Origin of the sequence: Pseudoalteromonas sp. 13-15 (assembly GCF_001468205.2) — a bacterium.
GTDB classification, from domain to species: Bacteria; Pseudomonadota; Gammaproteobacteria; order Enterobacterales; family Alteromonadaceae; genus Pseudoalteromonas; species Pseudoalteromonas marina.
The window spans coordinates 1,644,708-1,668,563 of the sequence record NZ_CP019162.1 but is presented as its reverse complement, the minus strand read 5'-3'; the positions used below and the strand labels follow the sequence as shown (position 1 = coordinate 1,668,563).

At 39.7% G+C, this 23,856-nt stretch carries 17 protein-coding genes; 12 read left to right on the top strand and 5 right to left on the bottom strand.

The annotated features are described in order from the left end of the window. The first annotated feature begins 2 nt into the window (after window positions 1–2). The 3 genes from ATS72_RS07705 (at window position 3) to ATS72_RS07695 (ending at window position 2,643) form a co-directional block, all read left to right on the top strand. Window positions 3–518 carry an Lcl C-terminal domain-containing protein gene (locus ATS72_RS07705; RefSeq protein WP_006791527.1) on the top strand — a complete coding sequence of 172 codons (516 nt, stop codon included), beginning with the start codon at window positions 3–5 and terminating at the stop codon, window positions 516–518. Between the two features lie 173 nt (window positions 519–691). Continuing rightward, on the top strand, window positions 692–1,609 hold the full coding sequence (locus ATS72_RS07700) for an ExeA family protein (RefSeq protein WP_010556976.1): 918 nt from the start codon (window positions 692–694) through the stop codon (window positions 1,607–1,609). Window positions 1,610–1,620: 11 nt separating this feature from the next. Then, the gene (locus tag ATS72_RS07695; protein WP_058430168.1) at window positions 1,621–2,643 is read left to right on the top strand and encodes a general secretion pathway protein GspB; all 1,023 of its coding nucleotides are present in this window, start codon (window positions 1,621–1,623) and stop codon (window positions 2,641–2,643) included. Window positions 2,644–2,689: 46 nt separating this feature from the next. On the opposite strand, the gene ATS72_RS07690 is transcribed toward ATS72_RS07695, so the two are convergent. Next, window positions 2,690–3,883 (bottom strand): HD-GYP domain-containing protein, encoded by a 1,194-nt coding sequence (locus ATS72_RS07690; protein WP_058430167.1) that lies wholly within the window; start codon window positions 3,881–3,883, stop codon window positions 2,690–2,692. Window positions 3,884–4,001: 118 nt separating this feature from the next. Beyond that, window positions 4,002–7,805: a bifunctional proline dehydrogenase/L-glutamate gamma-semialdehyde dehydrogenase PutA gene (gene putA, locus ATS72_RS07685; RefSeq protein WP_058430166.1), complete on the bottom strand. Its 3,804-nt coding sequence runs from the start codon at window positions 7,803–7,805 to the stop codon at window positions 4,002–4,004. A gap of 168 nt (window positions 7,806–7,973) precedes the next feature. Between putA and ATS72_RS07680 the strand changes: the two genes are divergently transcribed. From ATS72_RS07680 to ATS72_RS07670, 3 genes are all read left to right on the top strand, one after another. Next, entirely contained in the window at window positions 7,974–8,456 is a 483-nt protein-coding gene (locus ATS72_RS07680; protein WP_033035753.1) for a winged helix-turn-helix transcriptional regulator, read from the top strand. 257 nt (window positions 8,457–8,713) lie between these two features. After that, window positions 8,714–10,066, top strand: coding sequence for a magnesium transporter (locus ATS72_RS07675; protein ID WP_058430165.1), 1,353 nt, complete (start codon window positions 8,714–8,716; stop codon window positions 10,064–10,066). Window positions 10,067–10,087: 21 nt separating this feature from the next. After that, complete coding sequence (locus tag ATS72_RS07670) at window positions 10,088–11,155, top strand: DUF21 domain-containing protein (RefSeq protein ID WP_058430164.1); 1,068 nt, start codon at window positions 10,088–10,090, stop codon at window positions 11,153–11,155. A 118-nt stretch (window positions 11,156–11,273) separates the two neighbouring features. Here ATS72_RS07670 and ATS72_RS07665 read toward each other — a convergent pair whose 3' ends face one another. Continuing rightward, on the bottom strand, window positions 11,274–11,882 hold the full coding sequence (locus ATS72_RS07665) for a TIGR04211 family SH3 domain-containing protein (protein ID WP_039037730.1): 609 nt from the start codon (window positions 11,880–11,882) through the stop codon (window positions 11,274–11,276). 213 nt (window positions 11,883–12,095) lie between these two features. On the opposite strand from ATS72_RS07665, the gene ATS72_RS07660 reads away from it, so the two are divergent. Both ATS72_RS07660 and ATS72_RS07655 read left to right on the top strand, forming a co-directional pair. Beyond that, window positions 12,096–13,619: a CYTH and CHAD domain-containing protein gene (locus tag ATS72_RS07660; protein ID WP_010556984.1), complete on the top strand. Its 1,524-nt coding sequence runs from the start codon at window positions 12,096–12,098 to the stop codon at window positions 13,617–13,619. Continuing rightward, window positions 13,619–14,311, top strand: coding sequence for an START domain-containing protein (locus tag ATS72_RS07655; protein ID WP_058430163.1), 693 nt, complete (start codon window positions 13,619–13,621; stop codon window positions 14,309–14,311). Before ATS72_RS07660 ends, ATS72_RS07655 begins: the two co-directional genes overlap by 1 nt. 74 nt (window positions 14,312–14,385) lie before the next feature. Here the strand turns inward: ATS72_RS07655 and ATS72_RS07650 are convergent, their stop codons facing one another. Next, the gene (locus ATS72_RS07650; protein WP_058430162.1) at window positions 14,386–15,897 is read right to left on the bottom strand and encodes a S10 family peptidase; all 1,512 of its coding nucleotides are present in this window, start codon (window positions 15,895–15,897) and stop codon (window positions 14,386–14,388) included. 391 nt (window positions 15,898–16,288) lie between these two features. Here ATS72_RS07650 and ATS72_RS07645 point away from each other — a divergent pair, with 391 nt between their 5' ends. From ATS72_RS07645 to mrcB, 4 genes are all read left to right on the top strand, one after another. After that, on the top strand, window positions 16,289–17,512 hold the full coding sequence (locus ATS72_RS07645) for a response regulator (RefSeq protein ID WP_006791513.1): 1,224 nt from the start codon (window positions 16,289–16,291) through the stop codon (window positions 17,510–17,512). A gap of 212 nt (window positions 17,513–17,724) precedes the next feature. After that, window positions 17,725–18,063, top strand: coding sequence for a P-II family nitrogen regulator (locus ATS72_RS07640; RefSeq protein ID WP_004587162.1), 339 nt, complete (start codon window positions 17,725–17,727; stop codon window positions 18,061–18,063). A 9-nt stretch (window positions 18,064–18,072) separates the two neighbouring features. Next, window positions 18,073–19,302 (top strand): ammonium transporter, encoded by a 1,230-nt coding sequence (locus ATS72_RS07635; protein WP_006791512.1) that lies wholly within the window; start codon window positions 18,073–18,075, stop codon window positions 19,300–19,302. A gap of 144 nt (window positions 19,303–19,446) precedes the next feature. Further along, window positions 19,447–21,789: a penicillin-binding protein 1B gene (mrcB, locus tag ATS72_RS07630; protein ID WP_058430161.1), complete on the top strand. Its 2,343-nt coding sequence runs from the start codon at window positions 19,447–19,449 to the stop codon at window positions 21,787–21,789. Between the two features lie 72 nt (window positions 21,790–21,861). Here mrcB and ATS72_RS07625 read toward each other — a convergent pair whose 3' ends face one another. After that, window positions 21,862–23,703 (bottom strand): methyl-accepting chemotaxis protein, encoded by a 1,842-nt coding sequence (locus ATS72_RS07625; RefSeq protein ID WP_058430160.1) that lies wholly within the window; start codon window positions 23,701–23,703, stop codon window positions 21,862–21,864. Window positions 23,704–23,856: the final 153 nt, after the last annotated feature.

Here is a 23,856-nt window from a genome sequence, read left to right as displayed (position 1 = left end):
TTATGAAATTAAAATTATTAAATACGTTTATAGTTTTTGGCTTTAGTTTTAATGTAGCTGCGCAAACATGTTATGGCGGTGCTGACACAACAACCCCAACCGATAGGTTTACCGTTAATGCTGATGGTACAGTATCTGACACTGAAACTGGCCTAATGTGGCAGCGTTGTAGTTATTCTCAAACCTATAATACAGAAACATTACTGTGCGAAGGGTCTACGCCTGCAGTGACGTGGCAAGAAGCTTTACGAGGCGCGACTAACGATACAACCGCAAATTATGATGATTGGCAGGTGCCTAATATTAAAGAGCTAGCCAGTATTTTAGAGCACAGTTGTACAGAGCCAAGTATAAATGAGGTTGTTTTTTTAGGCACTAAATCTCAAAATTATTGGTCTAGCACATCGGGTGTAAGTAGTATGAGTTCGGCCTGGGTGTATCAGTTTGACAGTGGGCTAAATAGTTTACGTCCTAAAACCAGTGATGTTTATTTGCGTCTCGTTCGCTACGAAAAATAAAGACCAAATAAGTTTGATTAAAAAGCGTAGTTATTGGAGGTCACTTCTGTAGCTGCGCTTTTTTGTTTTTACATAAATTTACTTTATTTCAACAATAAAGCGCCCACAACGATGTTACTGTGCGCGTTTTTTTGCCATTATAGGCGGTGATTTAATTACGAAGGAACATCGCGGTGTATTTAAGCTATTTTGGCCTGAACGAAAAACCTTTTTCGATTTCGCCTAACCCTCATTATTTATTTTTAAGCGAGCGCCACAAAGAAGCCTTAGCACACTTAACCTATGGATTGGGTGAGGACGGTGGTTTTGTATTACTAACGGGCGAAGTAGGCACCGGAAAAACAACAATCACCCGCAGCATGCTAGAGCAATTACCTGAAAATACACAAGTAGCGATGATTCATAATCCTGCGCTATCAGAACTTGAGTTGTTGGCCAGTATTTGCGATGAATTGAAGATTAGTTATGATGCACAAAATGCAACGCTTAAAAGCTTAACCGATATAATAAAAAAACACTTAGAGAGTAATAACAAGGCGGGTGGCCATACTATTTTAATTATCGACGAGGCGCAGCTACTTGCCCCCAATGTGCTAGAGCAACTTCGTTTATTAACTAATATAGAAACCGACCACAAAAAGCTATTGCAAATCGTGCTTGTAGGTCAGCCAGAACTTCAAGATTTATTAAAACGTAATGAATTGAGACAGCTTGCTCAACGGATCACAGCGCGTTACCACTTATTACCTTTAACACAAGGCCAAACAGTGGCGTATATCAAGCACCGGTTACACATTGCTGGGTGCGATAAAGGATTGTTTTCGATGGATGCAATGCAGATGGTTCATAAAATGACAGGCGGTATACCTCGCTTGATGAACCTAGTGTGTGAACGAGCTTTAGTGGGTACTTTTTCGAAGCAGCAACTTGTTGTAGATGCTGAAATTGTTAAACAATCTGCGCAAGAATCACTACCTTCTGACTTTGTTGCAACAACGAATAAGCCTGAGCAGTCGCCATCGATTTTAATTTATTGCTTTGCTTTCGGCGCTTTGTTTGCCGCAGGTATTGGGCTTTCCTTTATTTTATAGTTAGGTGATTTATGTCTTATTTATTAGATGCATTAAAGCAATCTCAACAAGCTGATATGAGCGCCGAGCAATACGATTTACAGTCGGAGCAGTTAAAACAGCAACAAGCACTCGCTCGCTACCGCCGTATAGCCTTTGTTTTGGGGGGCAGCTTGGTTGCCTTTGTAACGGTGGCGGCCGGATTTACTTTTGGTAAATGGGTCCAATCACCTGGCTCTGTTGAACCCTCAAATGTAGTTAGCACTCAAAGTAATGAACAAGTAACGACTGAATTACAGACAGCAGCATTACCTGCCACTGAACAAGCTGAGGTGAATGTAAAGCCTAAACCTGAAAAAGCACCAAGCAACACCGCAACTATTGAAGGGCAATTAGTGCACGTGCAAACACCCACGGGTATTCAGCAAATGTTGTTAACACCAACTGGGCAGTATATTCCAATGCCATCAACAGGTGCAGCTAGTGGCATCCAACAAACTTTTAATCAACCTTCGCTTGTAAATACGCAAAATTATAATCAGCCAAACCAAGGTCAACTTAATTCAAATACACAGTTAACTTATAACCAAGGCGGTTTTGAACAAACTCAAAGTACGTCGTCAGCAACTATTGATATGAGTAAATATAAAGTGTTGGGTAAGCCAATTAGTGGTGTAACGCAAGCTGAACCTAAAAGTGACCCTGAGCTTGATGCTGTGCCAACTACACTTAAAAATGCGTTTGCACAGGCAGTGCAAGATGTCGATAAAAACCAAGATTATGAGGTAACTCAGGCCTCTAAATCGTCATCTCGGGTAGAGCCTATCGAATTGTTACCAGATGGCCTACAAGCCATGCTACCTAGCATAAAGTATCAAGCACATATCTATTCATCAAGTGCAGATAAACGCTGGATAAAGTTAAATGGGCGAGAGCTTCACGAAGGTGAGAGTATTGGTGCATTAATGGTAAAAGAAATTACACCTGAGCAAAGCGTAATAGATTTTGACGGTTATGAGTTTAGTTTAAAAGCCCTGCAAGACTGGCCAGAGTAACAAAAAGTATAAGCTCAATGAGTAACATTGAGCTTATACTGACTATTTAAGGTAATACAGAGTTTTTGTAAAAGCGCTCTAAATCAATGTTGAAGTCGCCGGCTTTTACGGTTGTTTCGAGTGAGTCTTCAATTCGCTTGTTTGACAAATCAATATCGAGCACTTCTGTATAACGGCTGTGCTTTGCATTATAAAAGGTTTTAACAATCGGCTTTAATGGCATCGCGGGATTACTTTCTGTCACAAGCCCGACTTTTTGGCTTGAAAGCTTTACTAATGTGCCCACAGGGTGAATTCCAATACACTGAATAAACTTAGTTAGTAATTCGCCGTCAAAGCTACTTGGGCAGCCTTCTTTTAATATTTTAAATGCCTTAATGGGTTCCATGCCCGATTTATATACTCGCTCTGCTGTGAGGGCGTCGTATACATCTACAATAGAAGCCATGCGGACATACTGGCTTATTTCACTTCCTTTTTTAGCAAAAGGGTAACCAGTTCCGTCTATACGTTCATGATGCATGCCTGCAATATCTACAGCAATACCAGTTAAACCTGACTCCTCTAAAATTTGTTTAGAGTAAACCGCATGCTGCTTCATTATTTCAAATTCGGCTTCGGTTAAGCGCCCAGGCTTATTGAGGACCTCATCTGGCGTTTTTATTTTACCAATATCATGCAGCAGCGCACCGGTGGTGAGCTCTACAATAATGTCTTTTTCAATATTAAGGTGCTTTGCAAAAATCCCCATTAAGATAGATACGTTAATGGAGTGCTCGAGCAAGTAAGCATCTTTTTGGCGCATTTGTGTGAGGCAGGCTAGGGCGTCTTGGTTTCTAAAAACTGAATCCATAAAACCAGTAGCTAGCTCTCTAAATGGAGCAATATCGATGTTCAGGCCGGACTTGATATCTTTAAATGCTTTTATTTGCAGCGTTTTAGCTTCGTCATAAAGCTTTTTAGCTTTATTCATTTCTTGAGGTGCACTATGCGTTTTTTGCCAAGGATCGCGTTTTATTTTTGTGGAAGGTGTTTTGGTTTGTTCTTTTTCAGGTACTGTTTCGGTGAGTGTTTTATCTGGGTCGATTTCGACTTCTAAAATACCCGCTTTAATAAGCTTATCAATACTCGTTTGGGTTTTTACCCAGCCTTGGCTTTTTATTTTTACTCTGCCAGTTTGTTTTGTGACGCTTTGCACAAACATACCAGGGAGTAATTTAGAAACAGGGAGCTTTTTCAATTTAACTACTTAACTAATAAATCTATATTGAAAATAGCAAACTTTACGTACTTTAAATAGAAAAAAGGCACCAAAAGGTGCCTTTAATAAACATTATAAGTAATTAGTATTAGCTTAATTAATCATCATCTTCAACTAAGGTCATCAAGGATGTATTACCACCTGACGCCGTTGTATCGACACTAATTGTTTTTTCAGTGATAAGACGCTTGATTAATGTGTCGTAATATTCAGAACTGATCACAGGTAATATAGCGCCCTTACGTTGTGCAAGTTGCTGGCTGAAGTAACCTAAACGCGACGAACGCGCTGCAACAACTGCGCCTGCTAAATGAGGGTGGGCCAAAATAGCTTGTAACTGATTAGGTTTAGCTACTTGGAATACCCCTTCAGCAACACCTGTAGCAATAAACTTCTCTCTGAATGCTTCGGCTTCTTCGTAAAACATTTCAGAGGCAACTGTAATTACCGTATTACCCGCAGCTAATGCTGTGATAATAGATAACGCCCAAAAGTTAAAAGAGGTACTCTTATCCGCATAACAAACAACACAGCCGCGAGCTTCTAAGTGAAGCGTGTTAGACTCACCCGTTGGCCCCGGCAATGTTGTAAATTTACGCATGTGCTTTTCAAGGCGGTTTAGCTGTGCGCGCGCATCTGCTAGCGTTAAAGCTAAATCGTCAGCAAGGTCATCAATAATTTCAACCGTAGCAATTTTGGCTAGTAGCTGACGAACAGCAGATACACGATCATTTAGCGGGGTTGCTCGCCAAATTTTTTCATCGCGCATTGAGTTCGCCATTAGCTTTTCTACTTGAGCATTTGCGCCACTGTAGTGGTGTAAATCAAGCTCATCTGGCGTTAGGTTTGTCATTTGTACGTTTTCTGGCGATGCTTTTTCTTTCACCAAACGCTGTAGGTAGTTAGGGCCACCGGCTTTAGGGCCTGTACCCGATAGGCCTCGGCCACCAAAAGGTTGCACACCAACAATTGCGCCTATCATATTACGGTTTACGTATACATTTCCCGCACGAGACATTTTAGCAAGATACTCGCAACGCTCTTCAATACGTGAATGCACACCCATTGTTAAGCCGTAACCTGTATTGTTTATTTGATCAATTACGTCATCAAGTTGATTCGCTTTGAAGCGAATAATATGAACACATGGACCAAATACTTCGCGCTTAAGTACAGAAAGGTCTTTTATTTCGTAAAGGCGTGGCGCAAAGAAGTACGCACCATTTTCACTGTTATCCGGAATTTTACATTCGTAATGAAGTGTTGCATTGCCTTTTAAATACTCAACATGTTCGGTTAAGTTTTTAAGTGCTTTTTCGTCTATTACTGGTCCTACATCGGTAGATAACAATGATGGATCGCCAATATGTAATTCAGCCAAAGCACCTTTAAGCATTTCAATGATGCCGTCAGCAACGTCTTCTTGGATAAACAATACTCGCAGTGCTGAACAACGTTGACCAGCACTTTGGAAACCAGAACTTATAACATCATCAACTACTTGCTCAGGCAGTGCTGTAGAGTCAACAATCATACAGTTTTGACCACCTGTTTCGGCGATTAATGGCACTTGTATGTCGTTTCGTGCTGCAAGCGTTTGAGAAATTAATGTGCCGGTTTCAGTTGAACCTGTAAACATAACTGCTTGAATACGCTCATCAGGAACAATTGTTTTACCCACTTCACTACCGCGTGCGATAACAGGTTGCACAACGTGCTCTGGTAAGCCAACCGATAGCATTAGTTCAATGGTACGCAGTGCAATTAAGCTTGTTTGTTCAGCCGGTTTGGCAATAACAGTGTTACCCGTAACAATGGCAGCAGCCACTTGGCCTAAAAATATAGCAAGTGGGAAGTTCCATGGACTAATACACAGAATTACCCCCCGTGCTTCAAAGCGCTCATCTTCTGAGAGTTCTTCGGCTCGTGCAGCGTAGTAACGACAAAAGTCGACTGCTTCACGTACTTCGTCTATGCCATCTTGTGCTACTTTACCCGCTTCTTTGATACAAATAGCAACGAGCTCGTCGTGATGACGTTCTAAAATGTCAGCAATTCGGCGTAATAAATTAGCGCGGTCTTTTACAGGGGTTTGCGACCATGACTCAAACGCTGCTTCTGCATTAGCAAGTAGTTTTTTCATCTCATCGCCACTTTGTAGTTTTACATGGCCGATGATTTCTTTATGGTTTGCTGGGTTTTTAACAGCAAGTGATCCATCAGGGACTTGGCTTTGATCTATTAGGTGCTCGTTAAACCAATTGTCTAGGTTGTCTTTGAACGGGGTAATTACGTTTATATCGGTTAAATCCATGCCTTTAGAGTTGGCGCGTTCTTCGCCGTATAAATCAATTGGCATTTTAATTTGCGTATTGTATTTGTTGCGAAGCCCTTGCAGCGTTTCTACCGGATCTGGCAGCAGTGTTTCTACCGGTTTAGAGGTATCAACTATGGCATTTACAAACGATGAATTTGCACCATTTTCTAGTAAACGTCTAACAAGATAGGCCAGTAGGTCTTCGTGTTGGCCAACGGGAGCGTATACACGGCACTGAATTTTCTCCGCATTTACAATTTGGTCAAATAACGATTCACCCATGCCGTGTAAACGTTGGAATTCAAATCCGGTGTTATCGCCTTTAGCCACTTCTAGAATAGTTGCTGCAGTGTATGCATTGTGCGTTGCAAATTGTGGGTATAGCACATCACGTGCTTCTAGCATTTTAATTGCACATGCTTTATATGATACGTCGGTTGTGGCTTTTCGGGTAAATACAGGGTAGTGATCTAAACCATCTTGCTGTGTAGTTTTAATTTCAGTATCCCAATATGCGCCTTTAACTAAGCGCACCATTAGTTTACGACCTACACGCGTAGCAAGCTCTGTTAGCCACTCAATAACAAAAATCGCACGTTTTTGATACGCTTGAACAGCTAAGCCAAACCCTTGCCATCCATCTAAATCTTTATCGCTAAATACGGCTTCGATAATATCCAATGAAATATCTAAACGGTCAGCTTCTTCTGCATCAACGGTAAAACCAATGTCGTACTGCTTTGCAGCCAGAGCAAGCTCTTTTAGCTTAGGTACAATTTCAGCCATTACTCGGTCTTTATGAGTGAACTCATAGCGCGGATGAATAGCAGAAAGCTTTACAGAGATACCCGGGCTTTTAACTGGTCCACGGCCATTTGCCGCTTTACCAATTGAGTGGATGGCATTCATGTAGCTGTCAAAGTAGCGTTTAGCATCTTTACTTGTACGCGCGCCTTCACCAAGCATATCGTAAGAGTATACATAACCCTTTTGCTCTGTGTCGGCAGCACGTTCAATTGCTTCGTTTATGGTACGACCCATAACGAATTGCTTGCCCATAATTTTCATTGCAAAGTTTACAGACTTGCGAATAACTGGCTCACCTAAACGACCAATGGTTTTTTTAAGCATACCAAACTGTTGGTCTTTGGTTTTATCTGTGTAGTTAACCATTTTACCGGTTACTAATAAGCCCCAAGATGATGCATTTACAAATAAAGAGTCGCTACTGCCTAAATGAGAGCTCCAATCACCTTTTGCTAACTTGTCGCGAATAAGGGCTTCTTGGGTTTCTTTGTCTGGTACACGAAGCAACGCTTCGGCTAAACACATTAACACTACGCCTTCTTCACTTGAAAGCGAGAACTCATTGAGTAGTGCATCTACACCGCCTTGACCATCTTGTTCTTTACGAATGTTTAAAACAATTTGGCGGGCTCTTTCCCAGGCACGGCTTCGTGCTTTAACGCCTACTTCTGCAAGCGGTAAAATATGATCGATAACCGCATTTTCGTCTATGCGGTAAAAGTCACGGATTTTTTGTCTTATAGGACAGTCAGTTGTTAAATCGCCGTTGAATAACATAAGCAACCCTTAGGAGTGTTAAGATTTAAAGTAAATTTAATTACCAATAAAATACCAGTGATATTGAGAGTGCATTCTAAATAAAATTCAGCAGAATATGCTGGTTAAATTTGTCGATTTACGATAATTTACAGGGCATAAATTTAACTTATCCGCATAAAATTCTGTATGACAAATCCAAATAGATTACGCATGCTAGATCGCATTGATTTAGCAATTTTAGACGTTTTGCAAAAAAACGGCAGAATTTCTAACGTTAACTTAGCAAAACAAGTTAATTTAAGCCCAAGCCCATGCCTTGATCGCGTAAAGCGATTAGAGCAAGAAGGCTATATTGAGGGTTATTATGCTAAATTAAGCGAAGCTAAGTTAAACCAAAGCTTAGTGGCTCATGTTCAAGTGTCGTTGGTTACCTCAAATACTGCTGTATTTAAAGTATTTAAAGAACACATATTAAAAATGGAACAAGTTGTAGAATGTGACATGGTTGCAGGCGGTTACGACTACTTATTAAAAATACGTGTATCTAACATGGAAGAGTACAGGCAAGTGTTGGGTGACTTAGTTGATATCCCCGGTGTAGGCACACACCATACTTATATGGTTATTGAAAAAGTAAAAAAAGACAAAGGGTTATTAATCGAAATTTAATCCCACATATTTAAAGCATACAAAATAATGCTTGTATGCTTTAGTATTCATAGTTGCCCAACTTCTTTCCCTTTGTTTTCTGATACCTTAATTTCATACTTTTAATTTATATAAAAATAAATAGTACTGCCTTGGTTTTGCCCATACAATGCGCAAAATAGCATGCACATCTTTAATTAAAGTACCGTTTTTTCTGCAATTTTTAATTGAGAAGGTAAACTGTAAATAATGTGCTTTTTAATTTTAAGGTTTTTTTAATGATTGAGTATCCGGTAGATCAGCTTCCACAACTCATAAACGACTTACTGCAATGCGACACCACAGAACGTAAGAATAAACTGTTGATCGACGCACAAAGCACACTTTCTACAGAGCATCTATCTTTATTGTTTGAAGCAATACCCAAAGAGCAGCGACTCGAAATTTGGCAATTGCTTGACGAAGATACACAGCATGAAATTTTTGTAAATTTAAGCCCTGACAGTTGTTTATGGTTACTGCAAACACTTGATGACAGTGATGCATTTAAATTACTTGATGAAGTAAATGTAGAAGAGCTACTCGAATTAGAAGAAGTTATACCAGAGCGGTTTGTCGACTATGCAAAAAAGCAATTAGATGAAGCGCAAACCAAGCAGTACGATTTAGCACAGCAATACCCACCAGAACAATTAGGTCACTGGCTAGGTTTTGATATTTTAAAAGTGTCTGACAAGTTAACCGCTGGTGGTGCAAAAAAACTTTTATTCAAAGGTGTACCGCAATACAGCGAAGTTATTTATTTAGTGACCCGCAAAGGCAGTTTAATTGGTGAAGTGGCCATTAACGATGTTATTAAAGCACACGATAACGACAATTTAATGACACTGGCAAATCATGATTTTTCATCGTTGCATGCAGACGATGATTTATATGAAGCTGCTGAAGTCGTAATTCACTCTGAGCAAATGGCTATGCCGGTTGTAAATTCAGATAATAAATTATTAGGGCGATTAACAATTGCCTCTGCTTACGAACTTCGCCAAGAAATAACCGATGAAGCCACCGCAAAGGCGGGTGGTTTACGAGAGGACGAAGATTTATTTGCCAGTGTACGAAAAAGTGCTAAAAACCGTGGTATTTGGCTAGGTATAAACTTGGCAACGGCATTTTTAGCATCGTGGTTTATTGGTTTATTTGGCGCCACTATAGAACAAGTGGTTGCTTTAGCGGTGCTTATGCCGGTTGTAGCCTCAATGGGAGGAATTGCGGGTAGTCAAACATTAACCGTTATCGTGCGTGGTTTGGCTTTGGGGCAGGTGACTGATTCAAACCGCAATGCGTTACTTAAAAAAGAACTAAGAGTCGGGGCTGTTAACGGTTTAGTGTGGGCATTTGTAATTGGTTTACTCACCTACTTATGGTTTAACGATTTGATGTTAAGTGTAACGATTACAGTCGCTATTTTATTAAATTTAGTAGCGGCATCGCTCGCGGGCGTTGTAATACCATCGATTTTAGACAAAATGAAAATAGATCCAGCGTTATCTGGCTCTGTTATTTTAACAACGGTTACCGACATTGTTGGGTTTGTGACCTTTTTAGGTTTAGGCAGTTTGTTGCTGCTATAAACTTTTTAACAGGAAAATAAAATGACGTTTGATGTCATGATTTGGTGTGCTATTGCTCTGTGTATTTCGCAATCGGCAATATTTTCGGGCTTGAATTTGGCGTTCTTTTCGTTAAGCCGATTACAGCTTGAAATGGAAAGTTCAAAAAGAAACGAAGCGGCAATTAAGGTTATGGCACTTCGTAACGACTCTAACTTTTTACTAGCAACCATTTTGTGGGGTAACGTGGGTATTAACGTTTTACTCACGTTGCTCTCTGATTCTGTATTGATGGGCGCTAGCTCGTTTTTATTCTCAACGATTGCGATTACGATAATCGGTGAGATAACACCTCAAGCTTATTTTTCTCGTAATGCATTAAAAATGGCGAGTATGCTTTCGCCATTAATAAAGTTTTATCAAGTTTTGTTTTATGTTGTTGCTAAACCAACGGCCTTGGTACTTGATGCATGGCTGGGCAAAGAAGGTATTACCTATTTTGCTGAAAGCGAGCTTAGAGGAATAATACGTAAACACATTGAGGCAGAAGAAGCTGATGTGCAACATGTTGAAGGTATTGGTGCACTTAACTTTTTTAGCTTAGACGAAATCAGTGTAACTAAAGAAGGGGAAATAATTGATCCAGATTCTATAATCTCTTTACCTACTAAACTTGATTTACCTATTTTTCCTGAACTGACATTATCAGCCGATAATGAGTTTTTACGTAAATTACACAAATCGGGCTATAACTGGGTAATTTTGACTAACAACGATGGGTGGCCGTTATTAGTGGTTGATGCAGATGGTTTTTTACGATCAGCATTATTTGAGCCAGATATTTTTGACCCTTACCATTTTTGCCACAGACCTATTATTGTAACGGATGAAACACTGCGTTTAAGTGAGGTTATTTTAAAAATACGCGCAAATCATTCGCTCGATAAATCGTTTGATGGTGCTATTGATCACGACGTTGTGCTGGTATGGGGTGATGAGAAGCGTATTATTACTGGTGCTGATATATTCGGTCGTTTATTAAAGGGAATGAATGCGCCAAAGTTAGAGATGAACGAAAATAAAGAAGTACAGCCGCTGGAAAAATCGTAAGTTAATCTATTTTTTTATAGTTAAGCCAGTGCTATATATGCATAGCTCAATATTTGATATGCGAATAAAAAAGCCGCTAATAGCGGCTTTTTTATTGAACAACATTCATTCAATTAATTTATGCCCAGCCTTCGTAACGCTTACGGCGCGACAAAACAATGGTTAAAATAATTCCCAAAAACAACCCTAAAAATGCAATCGCACCGCCGTAGGTAAGTAGTTGTCGTTTTTCTTTTGAACTAGCGGCTTCTTTTTGCGTGCGCTCTTGCGCGAGTGTTGTTTGCAGGCTTGTAATTTGCGCTGATAATTGCAGGTTTTGATCGGTTAAGGTTTGATTTTGCTTTTGTAGCTGCGGTAGTTCTATTTGAGCAAGGCGTAAATTTTCCTGCATGGTGCTCATTTCGCTGCTTAAGGTTTGGTATTGTTGATGTAACCCAGGCGTAGTAGAAATAAATTTAGTTTCTATCCAACCTTCGCGGTCTTTGTCGTCCTTTATTTTAATAAAGCCGTTTTCTTCGCTAGATAGTACGGTTATTTTTGTTCCTGCGTCTACAGAGCCAAGTAGTCGATAATTTTTGCTCGCGCCTGAACGCATAAATGTATACAAATTATCAATAACGTAAGCGGTATTTGCATCTGATGAGCTCGCTGTTTGTGCTTCATCTTGTGCGTAGCTTATAAACGTAGTGGCTGTTAAAAGTAGCCCGAATAAACAATGTTTTAGCATCTATCTACCTTGTTGTTCTTACTGAGTCCGTTATGAACATGGTTTTTAATTCACATATAATGCAAGATAGTAGGGATTTAGCCTTTTAAAAGCAAGGCTGATATTGTAACCCTGACATGATTAAAGCACTTAATAAGCCTAAAAAATTTGCATTGTTAGAGCGCTTTGTTTATTTTGACCACTTATTTATTTTAAAGGTAATCCGCAGACCGAATGGATACTGAGATAGAACTGAAATTTTTGGTATCAGATGCCGTTGTCCCACTGATCCCCTCACTAATTACTCAATTTGCTAAAACGGTTATAAATAAACCATCGCGTAGTTTGCAAAATGCCTATTATGATACGCCAAGCCGTGAACTTCGAGCTCTTGATATTGGCTTTAGAACCCGTTGTTCTGACAATCAGTGCGAACAAACAATCAAGCTTGCCGGCGAAGTTGTAGGTGGCCTTCATCAGCGCCCAGAATATAACTTACCTATTGATTCCAGCCGCCCTAACTTAATGGCGTTTAGTGCTGATATTTGGCCACATGGCATGCAAGTAGATGCAATTTCACAAAATTTGTACCCTATTTTTAGCACTAATTTTATTCGCCGTACGTGGTTAATTGAAACGCAAGCTGGTGCAAAAATTGAAGTGGTGCTTGATAAAGGCGAAATTGCAGCCTCAGGGCAAGTTGAGATGATCAGCGAGCTGGAAATAGAATTAATTGAAGGTAGCCGCAATGAGCTGTTTGCTTTGGCTGATATTTTAGTTAGCCAAAACTGTATCCGACTCGGTTTGTATTCAAAAGCAGCACGCGGCTACCGTTTAGCCGACGACAATCCGCTTAAGCCTAGTAAGTCGATTGGCTTTGTTAAGCTTCCTCGTTCTGCAACCCAAGAAAGCGCTTTAAAAGAAGCAATGAACTTTGGTATTCGGTTTGTGCAAAAGCATGAGCAGTGTTACTTCGATAAACCGAGTTTAAAAACCTTAAAAAGGGTGACTGATGGTATTAGTTTAATTCGTCATACTTTTTGGTTGTTTGACGATATAGTTTCTAAAGACAGTACTGAACAGCTTCGTACTGAGCTCAAATGGCTTTTGAGCGAGTTAGCATGGGTAGAAAATGCAATTCAGTTAAAAACTTATACGTCAAAACGCCATGCATTTTATAAAAAAATAAATGCGGCGCCAGCTTTGGCGCAAGTTATTAACGATTTAAAAGAGCTACAGCCTAGTATTGATGACATTAATGCGCTTTTTCATAGTGCTCGTTATAATCGTTTATTGCTCTCGTTAACAACGTGGTTGATTGACAAGCAATGGCGAAAAGATTGGGGGCAGGTAGAGCTCCAAGCTGCAGAAAATCCAGTGTCTTCTATTGCTGAAAGATTGTTTAATAAAGACTGGAAAAACCTACATCAATTATTGCCTAAAGAGCAAACGCTAGGTGTACTTGACTACCTTAATTTAAGAATGCAGCTTGAAAACAGCTTGCTAAGTGGTAATTGCTTAGGATCGATGTTCGATAAAGAAGAACGTCTTGAGTTTAGGTTGCCGTGGTTAGATATTTCGCATGGTGTTTATGAACTCAGTACCCTAGAGTACTTAAAGCAATTATGCGCAGGTCAAGACGATGAGCAACTTGCAAAAATTCAATCTTGGCTGGAGCAAAAGTCTGAATATTTAGTCAGTGCAATGGAGCAAAGTAGACTTGCTTCTTATGACATAGAGCCTTATTGGCAAAAATGATGATAAAGCACTTTTGTAAGTTAACCCCTATGCAAAAGTGCATTAGTTTATTAATTATTTTGTTAAGCTTTAATGTTTACTCTGAGCCCCGTTGGCAATTATACAAAAACGAGCAAGAAGTAAGCATTGAATATCAGGAATTTTCTGATGATACGTTTGTTGTTAAAGGTCAGCTAAATATTGAAGATGTAACAGCCAATGACTTTTTAGATTTATTAAGTGATACGCGTATTGCTTCAAGCTGGCTTGAAAACACGTCTAAGGTACGTGTAATTAAAGCTTTAAGCCCTTCAGAAAACCTCGTTTATAGCTATATCGACTCCCCTTGGCCTGTGGCAAACCGTGATGCCGTTACCTATTCGTGTTATTCAAGGCTCTCTCCTCAGCAAACCAAGCTTTCTATTGAATCGCGTCCTGAAGAGTTACCATTAACTAAGCGGGTAGTTAGAATAAAAACGCTAAATGCACATTGGTTACTTACACAAAAGGGCGAAGATTTAAATGTTGAGTATCAGGTTTATGCTTTACCAGGGGGAAATATACCAAAGTGGCTATACAATAAAGTGGGGCTTAAAAGTACCTTCAAAACGCTCGTTAATTTACGCACAATGTTAGAAACTAAAAGCTACACCGCAATCGAACCGGTTATTAAAGTTGGAAGTTGTAATTTACGCGAACTAACCGTTAAATAAGTTATTGTAAAACTGGAAGGATGTGCACCTATAAATGACTCAGGTAAGCCATTTATAGGTGGTTGATCAATATTTTAATATTTGGCAGCTTTAGAATCTTTAGGCAGTGAGTTTTGTATAAACTCCCTTAAGTCGTTATTTGAGCTTTCTAAATCAGCGTGGCGAAGATACATCATGTGCCCACTTCTGTAGCCTTTAAAGCTTAGACGGTCTTTCATTTTTCCACTTGGATCTAATTGCCACATTGTGTATTTGGCATCAAAGTAATTAGTTGCACCATCGTAATAACCCGCCTGTACCATTACATTCAAGTAAGGGTTTTGAGCCATCGCTAAGCGAAGGTTTTCACCTGTATTATTGCCACTTCTATCCCAAGGATGAACGTTACCAAATAAGTTATATTTGATGTCGGTTTTATAGTTTAACTCCTCGCGTAGGTAGTAATTAATCGCAGGCGTAAAAGAGTGCAACCATGAAGTCAGCTCTGCCCAGTAGTCAGGTGAGTCACCAGCATCGCGTTTGTCTATACCTAGGTAGCGAGAGTCTAAACGGCCGACTGTTTGTCCTCGGTCACGCAATAATTCTTTCCAGAAGAATTGTGTAGGGATATCGAGGTTGTTTTGATCGACAAAGGTTTCTGAAAGGCCTGCATACTCAGCCATTTTTTTAATAATACGACGCTTTTCGTCTTGCGCTAAAAAACCGCCTTTTGCTAATGCGGGTATTAGTTCATTTAAAGTAAATTGCTCAACTTCAGGAAGGAGTTCATCTAAGTCTTTTGCTTGTAAGTCGGCGTTTAGTGCTTTGTGATACCACGCAGTGGCTGCAAAGTACGGCAAGCGATTTGCCGCTTTAACGGGGCCTTCGCGTTTAATACCAATGTCTGTTGGTGACACTAATACAACACCGTTAATATACATCCATTGGCTATTTTGCAATTCATGTGCAAGGCCTGATACGCGTGTTGTGCCATAACTTTCGCCAATTAAAAACTTTGGAGAGCGCCAACGCTCTGTTCTATTTACAAAAGTATTTAACCACTCGCCAAGGTATTTAATGTCGGCATTAACGCCAAAAAACATCTCTTTTTGTTGAGCTTTAGAAAGCATTTCGCCTTTTTCGTTTTCAATAACTCGCGAATAGCCAGTATTTACTGGGTTTACGTAAACAATGTCGGCAACATCAAGCACAGAGTACGGGTTGTCTTTTACACCGTAGGGTTGAATAGGATAGCCTTCATCATCAATTTTTAATACGCGAGGGCCTGTGTAGGCTAAGTGCATCCAAACTGAGGCTGAGCCAGGGCCACCATTAAAAGAAATGAGCAATGGGCGTTTGGCTCTATCATCAACTTTATCGCGCGTGTAATACGTGTATTGTAGCGTAGCAACGGCATCACCTTTGTCGTCCCATACGGGTTGAGTGCCTGTGGCAACCGTATAATTAAAGCGTTGACCATTAATTTTAGCTTTGTGTTGGGTGACTACTTTACTGTCTACATCAATACGGCGCTGATTATCAGCATCAGCAAGCGGGCTGAGCATTAATGCAAAAACCGTGATTGGTAAAATACGACTAAGCTTCATGAGGTGTCCTTATTATATTTGATAACCTATTAAAGATAAAAATAAGCAAAATAACAAAAGTAATGAGACTAGCTGCCGATATTAATGGTTGAGTTAATTAACATAAGCCGATAAGTAAAATAATCAATTATTTATGGTGTAAATTTTTGTTTAATTATTTAGCTAAGAATTAAAATCGGGTATATTTGCCAGCAAGTTTGTTTTTATTACAATTATTGATTTACAAGCTGGTTAATGGAATGTGCTTTAATATTTAAAGCGTTAAATAACAATGACTCTGGGATGTTTTTTATTTACTTATTTTTGCTGCTTAAAGTGTGGTACCAGTAAGTTTTATTATTTTGTGTTTGCAGCAGATGTTGCAAAAATAATGAGAACAAAGAGAAGGTCTATGCAAAGAGTATTAGTGGTTGAAGACAGTAAAGTAGTCCAGCAGGTTTTACGCCACTTAACTGCCCAGTATTTAGATGTTGCCGTTGATTTTGCCTGGTCATTAGCTGAATGCCAGGAGCACGTAGAAAAGTACGACTATTCATTAGCACTTGTTGACTTAACTCTCCCCGATGCCCCAAATGGCGAAGTTGCCAAATATACACTTTCTAAAGCAATTCCTACGGTTGTGCTTACATCAAAGATAGACGAGTACAAACGTCAGCAAATGCTAGAAGATGGTGTGGTAGATTACGTTATAAAAGATAACCGTGATTCTTATCATTATGCCGTTAAATTGGTTTCTCAACTTTTAAGAAACCAAGGTTGTAAGGCATTAATTGCGGACGATTCTATGTTGAGTCGTTCGTTAATGAAGCAAATGCTCGAAAAGCAATTGTTTGATGTAAGCACCGCGAATGACGGGCAGCAAGCGCTTGAAATATTAAAAGCTGATCCAGATATAAAGCTGCTAATGACCGATTACGCCATGCCAACAATGGATGGCTTTGAGCTAGTTAAAGCAGTTCGTAATTTTAGAGGGCGCGATGATTTAGCTGTAATTGGTTTATCTGGAGCGGGCAAGCACGGTTTATCAGCACGCTTTATAAAATATGGCGCAAACGACTTTTTGACTAAACCCTTTATGAATGAAGAATTTCACTGCAGGGTGTTGCAAACAATGGAACAGTTATCACTGATTGCAGATATCAAAGAAAGTGCTTTTAGAGATCACTTAACCGGTTTATACAATCGACGTTATTTTTATCAATATGCTGAAAAGTTATTAAAAAACCAAAATCAAAATAATACGCTAGCGCTACTCGACGTGGACTTTTTTAAAAATATAAACGATACATTTGGTCACGAAGGCGGCGATCAAGCGCTTAAGCAGGTTGGGTCTCTTATTCGCTCAACTTTTGCAAAATTTACTGTAGCAAGGGTGGGTGGTGAAGAATTTGCCATTGTTCTACCTGATATCGATTTAGCCAGAGCACGCGAATATTTAGAAGCGTTTAGAAAAAAAATGGCGAGTTACGATTTTTCTATTAGTGACAAGTCTTGCACGATAACAGCGAGTATTGGGCTTGCAGAGTTTCAAAATACCAATTTAAAAGATGCGATGCGTGTTGCCGACAAGGCGTTATACGAAGCAAAAAGCAAAGGCAGAAACTGTATCGGGTAACTGTTTATATTATAGCGCAATTTTGGGGTCGTTTTTATATGTGCACCAATGTAGCGGAGTTGTTAAAAAAACGCACCTAAATGGTGCGTTTTTTTTATGGTGAGTTTAGTTTTAAAGGTTAAGTTGTTGTTTTTAAATTAAATTAAATAGTGGCACAAAGGTTGGATTATGTTACCCAACAGGATAACAATAAAGAGTCCGAGGGGGCCGCTATGAAAATGATTAGTGCAATCATAAAACCATTTAAATTAGACGATGTGCGTGAAGCGCTCGCTGATTTAGGAATTGAGGGGATGACTGTAGTTGATGTTAAAGGTTTTGGACGTCAACGAGGTCATACAGAGCTATATCGTGGTGCAGAGTACCAAGTCGATTTTATTCCAAAGATCAAACTTGAAATTGCAACTCGTACAGAAAATTGTCAGCGCGTTGTTGAAGCAATCACAAAAATTGCATCAACAGGCAAAATTGGTGACGGCAAAATTTTTGTGTACGACTTAGATCAAATAGTTCGTATCCGTACTGGCGAACTTGACGAAGAGGCAATTTAAGAGGGGCTTATGGAAAATACAATTGTAGAACTTAAATTTTCACTCGATACATTTTACTTTTTGATATCGGGTATATTAGTTATGTGGATGGCTGCTGGTTTTGCCATGTTAGAAGCGGGCTTAGTTCGTTCTAAAAACACCACTGAAATCTTAACTAAAAACATCGCGCTTTATTCAATCGCGTGTACCATGTTTTTGTTAGTTGGTTACAACATTATGTATGTAGACAACGCTGAGGGCGGAATTATGCCATCACTGGGCGCGTTAATTGGTACGCAAGCTGCTGATGCCGACCACTCTTTAGAGTCTGACTTTTTCTTCCAAGTAGTTTTTGTTGCAACAGCCATGTCAATTGTATCTGGTGCGGTTGCTGAACGAATGAAACTATGGGCTTTCTTAGCATTTACTGTTGTTTTAACTGGTTTTATCTACCCAATGGAAGGTTACTGGACATGGGGCGGTGGTTTCTTGTCTGAAATGGGCTTTGTTGATTTTGCAGGTTCTGCCATTGTTCATGGTGCAGGTGCAGCAGCAGCACTCGCTGGTGTAATTTTACTAGGTGCTCGTAAAGGTAAATACGGAAAAAATGGTGAAGTTTATCCAATTCCAGGTTCTAACTTACCGCTTGCTACTTTAGGTACATTTATTTTGTGGATGGGTTGGTTTGGTTTTAACGGTGGTTCACAGTTATTACTATCTGATAAAGAAAACGCAACGGCTGTAGGTCAAATCTTACTTAACACTAACGCGGCTGCGGCAATGGGTGCAATTGCAGCACTATTTGTTTGTAAAGTATTATGGGGCAAAGCTGATTTAACAATGGTACTTAACGGTGCGTTAGCGGGCTTAGTTGTTATTACTGCAGACCCTCTTTCACCTTCTCCATTAATGGCTTGTCTACTAGGCTTACTAGGTGGTTCATTAGTTGTATTTAGCATTATAGCTTTAGATAAAATTAAGATTGATGACCCAGTAGGTGCTATTTCTGTACACGGTGTATGTGGTGCACTAGGTATTATGCTGGTTCCACTTTCAAACGGTGATGCAAGCGTTATTAATCAGTTAATCGGCTTAGTAACTATCTTGGCATTTGTTTTTGTAGCATCGCTTATTGTGTGGGCTATATTAAAATACACAATGGGTATACGTGTTACAGAAGAAGAAGAGCTTAACGGTATGGATCAACACGACTGTGGTGTAGAAGCTTACCCTGAGTTTGTATCTGTTCGTAATAACTAAATTTATATAGTGTGTTCATCAAAGCTCTACTTTAGGTAGAGCTTTTTTTCGTTTCAGGGAAGGTTAATTTTTCAGGTGTTAGGGTTATTACCAATATGCTAAGCTCCCCTTTGTAAATAAACCGTTGGAACACATTACACTTACATGGCTGATAATAAAAAAACACCTAGTAGTAAAACCCCTTCAAAGCGTGCAACGAAAGCAAGCAGTTCGCCACGTAAAGCTAAACCCAAACCTACAAAAAAAACGGCAACTACTGTTGTTAAACGCTCATTTATGAGAAAAACATGGTCAGTCTTTTGGAAGCTGAGTTTGGCTGTTTTTATTGCTATGGCCATGTACTTTATTTATTTAGATTCAAAAACCACACGTGTATTTGAAGGAAATAAATGGCAACTCCCGGCTCAAGTGTATGCGCGTGCAATGCAGTTTTACCCAGGGCAATTCTTATCAAGTCAAGAAGTAGAATTTGAACTCGAGCGTCTAAATTATTCATCTGTTAATAGGCTCAGCCGGACCGGCCAATACGTAAAAACGGCCGATAGCATTAAAATTTACCGACGAGAGTTTGAATTTTATGATGGGCTGGAGAAGTCTAAGATTGTTGAACTGCGTTTTGCGGGACAAAAGGTAGCCTCTGTAAAAGATAAATTTGGTAGGCGCTTGAACAACGCTCGATTAGAACCTGTTCAAATAGCCCGCATTGGTAACGATTCGAAGCAAGATAGAGAATTTGTTCCCCTTGATAAGTTTCCTGCTATGTTAAAAGACACTTTGCTAGTGGTGGAAGACCGTAATTTTTATGAGCACCACGGTGTATCTGTTTTTTCTATTTTACGCGCTCTATATACCAATATTAGAGCAGGGCGCACAGTCCAAGGCGGTAGCACGTTAACCCAGCAACTCGCTAAAAATATATATTTAACCCGTGAACGTTCGCTGCTGCGAAAAATCAATGAGGCATTTATTGCGCTTATTCTTGATTATCGTTACTCAAAAGACCAAATATTAGAGGCCTACTTAAACGAGGTTTATTTAGGGCAATCTTATAACCAAGGCGTGCATGGCATGGGCTTGGCGTCTGAGTTTTATTTTTCAAAACCAGTAGATGAGCTTGAATACGATCAAATAGCGTTGCTAGTAGCGATGGTGAAAGGGCCGTCTTATTACAATCCTCGCCGCTACAAAGAGCGCACTATGGAGCGTCGCGATTTAGTACTTCGCCTCATGGTTGAAAATAAATTAATAAGCACAAAAGAATACCGAGCATCCCTTAAGCGCTCAATAGACATTGCGCCAATGAAAGAAAGTTTACAAAAATCATACCCAGGGTATTTAGAACTGGTGAACCGTGAATTAAATAAATTACTACCCGATCAGCAGATACTAGATGCTGGTGTTAGGGTGTTTACTTACTTTGATTTACAAAAACAAACAGCAATGGAAAACTCGGTTGAGAAAAGCTTACCTTATTTAGAGAAACGCCCTAAAACAGATAAGCTTGAGGTTGCTATGATCTCTGTAAATTCAGATAAAGGTGGCGTATCGGCCCTTGTAGCAGGGCGTGACGTTCGATATTCAGGCTTTAATAGAGTACTGGATACAAAAAGAAATATAGGGTCTTTAGTTAAGCCTGCAGTTTATTTAACAGCACTACAATCACCAAATTATAATTTAGCCACATTACTTGATGATTCGCCGTTACAGGTAACAAACGAAGAAGGTAATGTATGGCAGCCTGAAAATTTTGATCGCCAATACCGTGGTGCAATCCCGCTTTATCAAGCATTTAGTAATAGTATTAATATACCTGCTGTTAATTTAGGCTTAGATATAGGAGTGGAAAAAGTTGCAAACACGCTTAAATCACTCGGAGTGGAAGATCAAATAGATGAATACCCGTCTTTACTTTTAGGTGCTTTAGAGTTATCTAGTTTTGATGTTGCCCAGCTTTACACCACCATAGCAAATGACGGTGAGTATAAGAAGTTAACGTCTATATCAGCACTTACTGACTCTGTAGGTAACGTGCTATACAAACATCAAGTAAGTGCAGAGCCTCGTTTTGATGAAGCCTCTGTGTACATGACCAAATATGCAATGAAGCGTGTAACAAAAGACGGCACAGCAAAGCGGTTAAACTTACACTTTCCGTCTATTCAACTAGCCGGTAAAACAGGGACTAGCAATGATTTACGTGACAGCTGGTTTGCAGGGTTTGATCAAAACACGGTAACCGTTGCATGGCTTGGCCGCGATGATAATAAAAGCACAGGTTTAACTGGCAGTGTAGGGGCGCTAGAAGCCTATATCCGTTATTTAAAACCACTCAACCCACAAGCCATTGCCGATACTCGCCCCCCTTCAATCCGTTGGGCCTTTGTAAACGAGCACACAGGTAAACAAGCTCCTCCAGGATGTGGCAAAGTGATACAGCTTCCATTAAGAGTGAGTGAATTTGAGCCAAGGCCTCGCTGTATAAAATGATAACTCAAATAACAAAGCCGCTATTTAGCGGCTTTGTTATTTATAGATATTTAGAGCTATAGATATTAAAAGTTAAGACTTAAAAAAGCGCATTGACGTTGTTAAATCATTCGATAAGCGTGAAAGCTGCTCGGCGTCTTGCAGCGTTGATTGCGCTGACACTAATGTATGATCAGCTAAGTTATTAACTTCTTGCGAGTCATTAAGTGCCTGAGTCGTCGCGTTGGCTTGCTGTTTAACTCGTTCAGCGATGACCTCGCCTTGATGCTTTATATCACCCATACTACTTTCTGCACTTTGCAGTACTGTATTTGTTTGGTTTGCGGCTTCGACAGATAACTCCATTTTTTCAACGCTTGAACGCATTTTAACTTGTGTATCGTCAGATGCCTTTTGCAGTGAGCTAATAATTTGGTGAATTTCTTGTGTTTGTGTTTGTGTGCGTAATGCAAGTGTTCTTACTTCGTCTGCGACTACCGCAAAACCACGTCCGTGTTCACCCGCTCTAGCTGCTTCTATTGCAGCATTGAGTGCTAATAGGTTTGTTTGGTCGGCAATTTCACTGATCCCTTTACTTACTTTACTAATTTCTTGGCTATCTTGAGCTAGTCGGTCAAGTGCTTGCTGACTTTCGGTAAACTCCATTTTTAAATCTTGCATGTATTGAGCAAGCTCCATGGTATTGCTCGACCCCTGTTTTACATGCTCAGCGGCACTTTGTGCAGTAAGTGTTGCCTGATGGGCTGATTCTTCAATTATATGTGCAGTTTGCGCCATGTCGCTTAATGCATGGCTAATTGCATTTACCCGCGTTTGCTGTTTTATTACATCGTCACTGGTTTGACTACTGGCATGCGAAAGAGACTGAGTGGCATCGCATAACTCTTTGGTGCTGGCTTTAACATCTGAAAGTAGATGTGAAAAGGCATTGAGTAGGGCGTTGTATTGCTCAGCAATAACGCTCATTTCGTCACTCCCGATTGAGTTAAGGGTTGCCTTTAAGTCACCGTTAGCTGCTTTAGTGGCTGCTTTAGTGAAGCGACTTATGGTGTCAACGACTGCAAAATAAAACCCAACCATTAAATAAAGAGCAAACAGTAAACTTATTATAGAGGCGATCAGAACAGTGTTTCTGGTCCACTGCTGGGTTTGTATTTTATTACTAATTAACGATTCTAGAGTTGGAATACTGATGTTGATTAAAGCGCTAATATTTTTTTGAACATTGTCAGTGAGTGCTGAAAATTCACGCAGAGTTAATTCTATGTCGTCGGGTTCCAGTAGTTTTTTATCTATCGCGTTCTTAAATGCTGAGACTGATTTTTGTAGTTCATTTAAAGTGGGAGAAAGCGCTTTATTTACCGATTTATCCGCTGACGTAGCAATAGCTAGTGTTTTTAAAAGTTGCTGCTCAAATTGGGGTAACGATTTACTTAGGTTTGAAAGTGCAATAAAGGTATCTGGAGTAAATTGGTTATTGTTCAGTACTGTATTTGCGCTCGCGGCGGTTAGGTTTATTTGAGTGATAAAAGCAGGGACACGGGTTACCAATGCACGATTTAAATAGGCGCTGGCAAGTTCGCTATCTAGCGCTAAATTAGATTGAATAGACACAAGCTCAAGGACATCGTCTACTTCGCTGTCTTTAATTTTAAAGCCCAGCGAGCGTGCCACATTTATATTTTTATCGGTTGTCCCTTGTATTTGATTGGTAAGTATTGCCCGATAGCCTTTTAAACCTTGTTGTTCCATTTTCGACACATCAATACTTTTACTCAATAACGACACCAAAAAAAACATGCTTAGTGCAAGTGGGATCAAGAGAATGCCAAACGTGATGCTTATTTTAGTTTTGTATTTTAGATTCGCCATTAAGCGCATTGCAGGCGCAGCTAACTGCCGTAATCCAGACATAAGACTCTCTTGTATTTAATAAAGTAGGGTGAAGATAAGTAGACCTTGTTATGCTTAATTATCATTCAATTATATCAATTTACAAATAAAAAAAGCCCTTAAAGGGCTTTTTCAATCTTTAGTATTGATTGCCTGTTTTAAAAGTAGGTATAT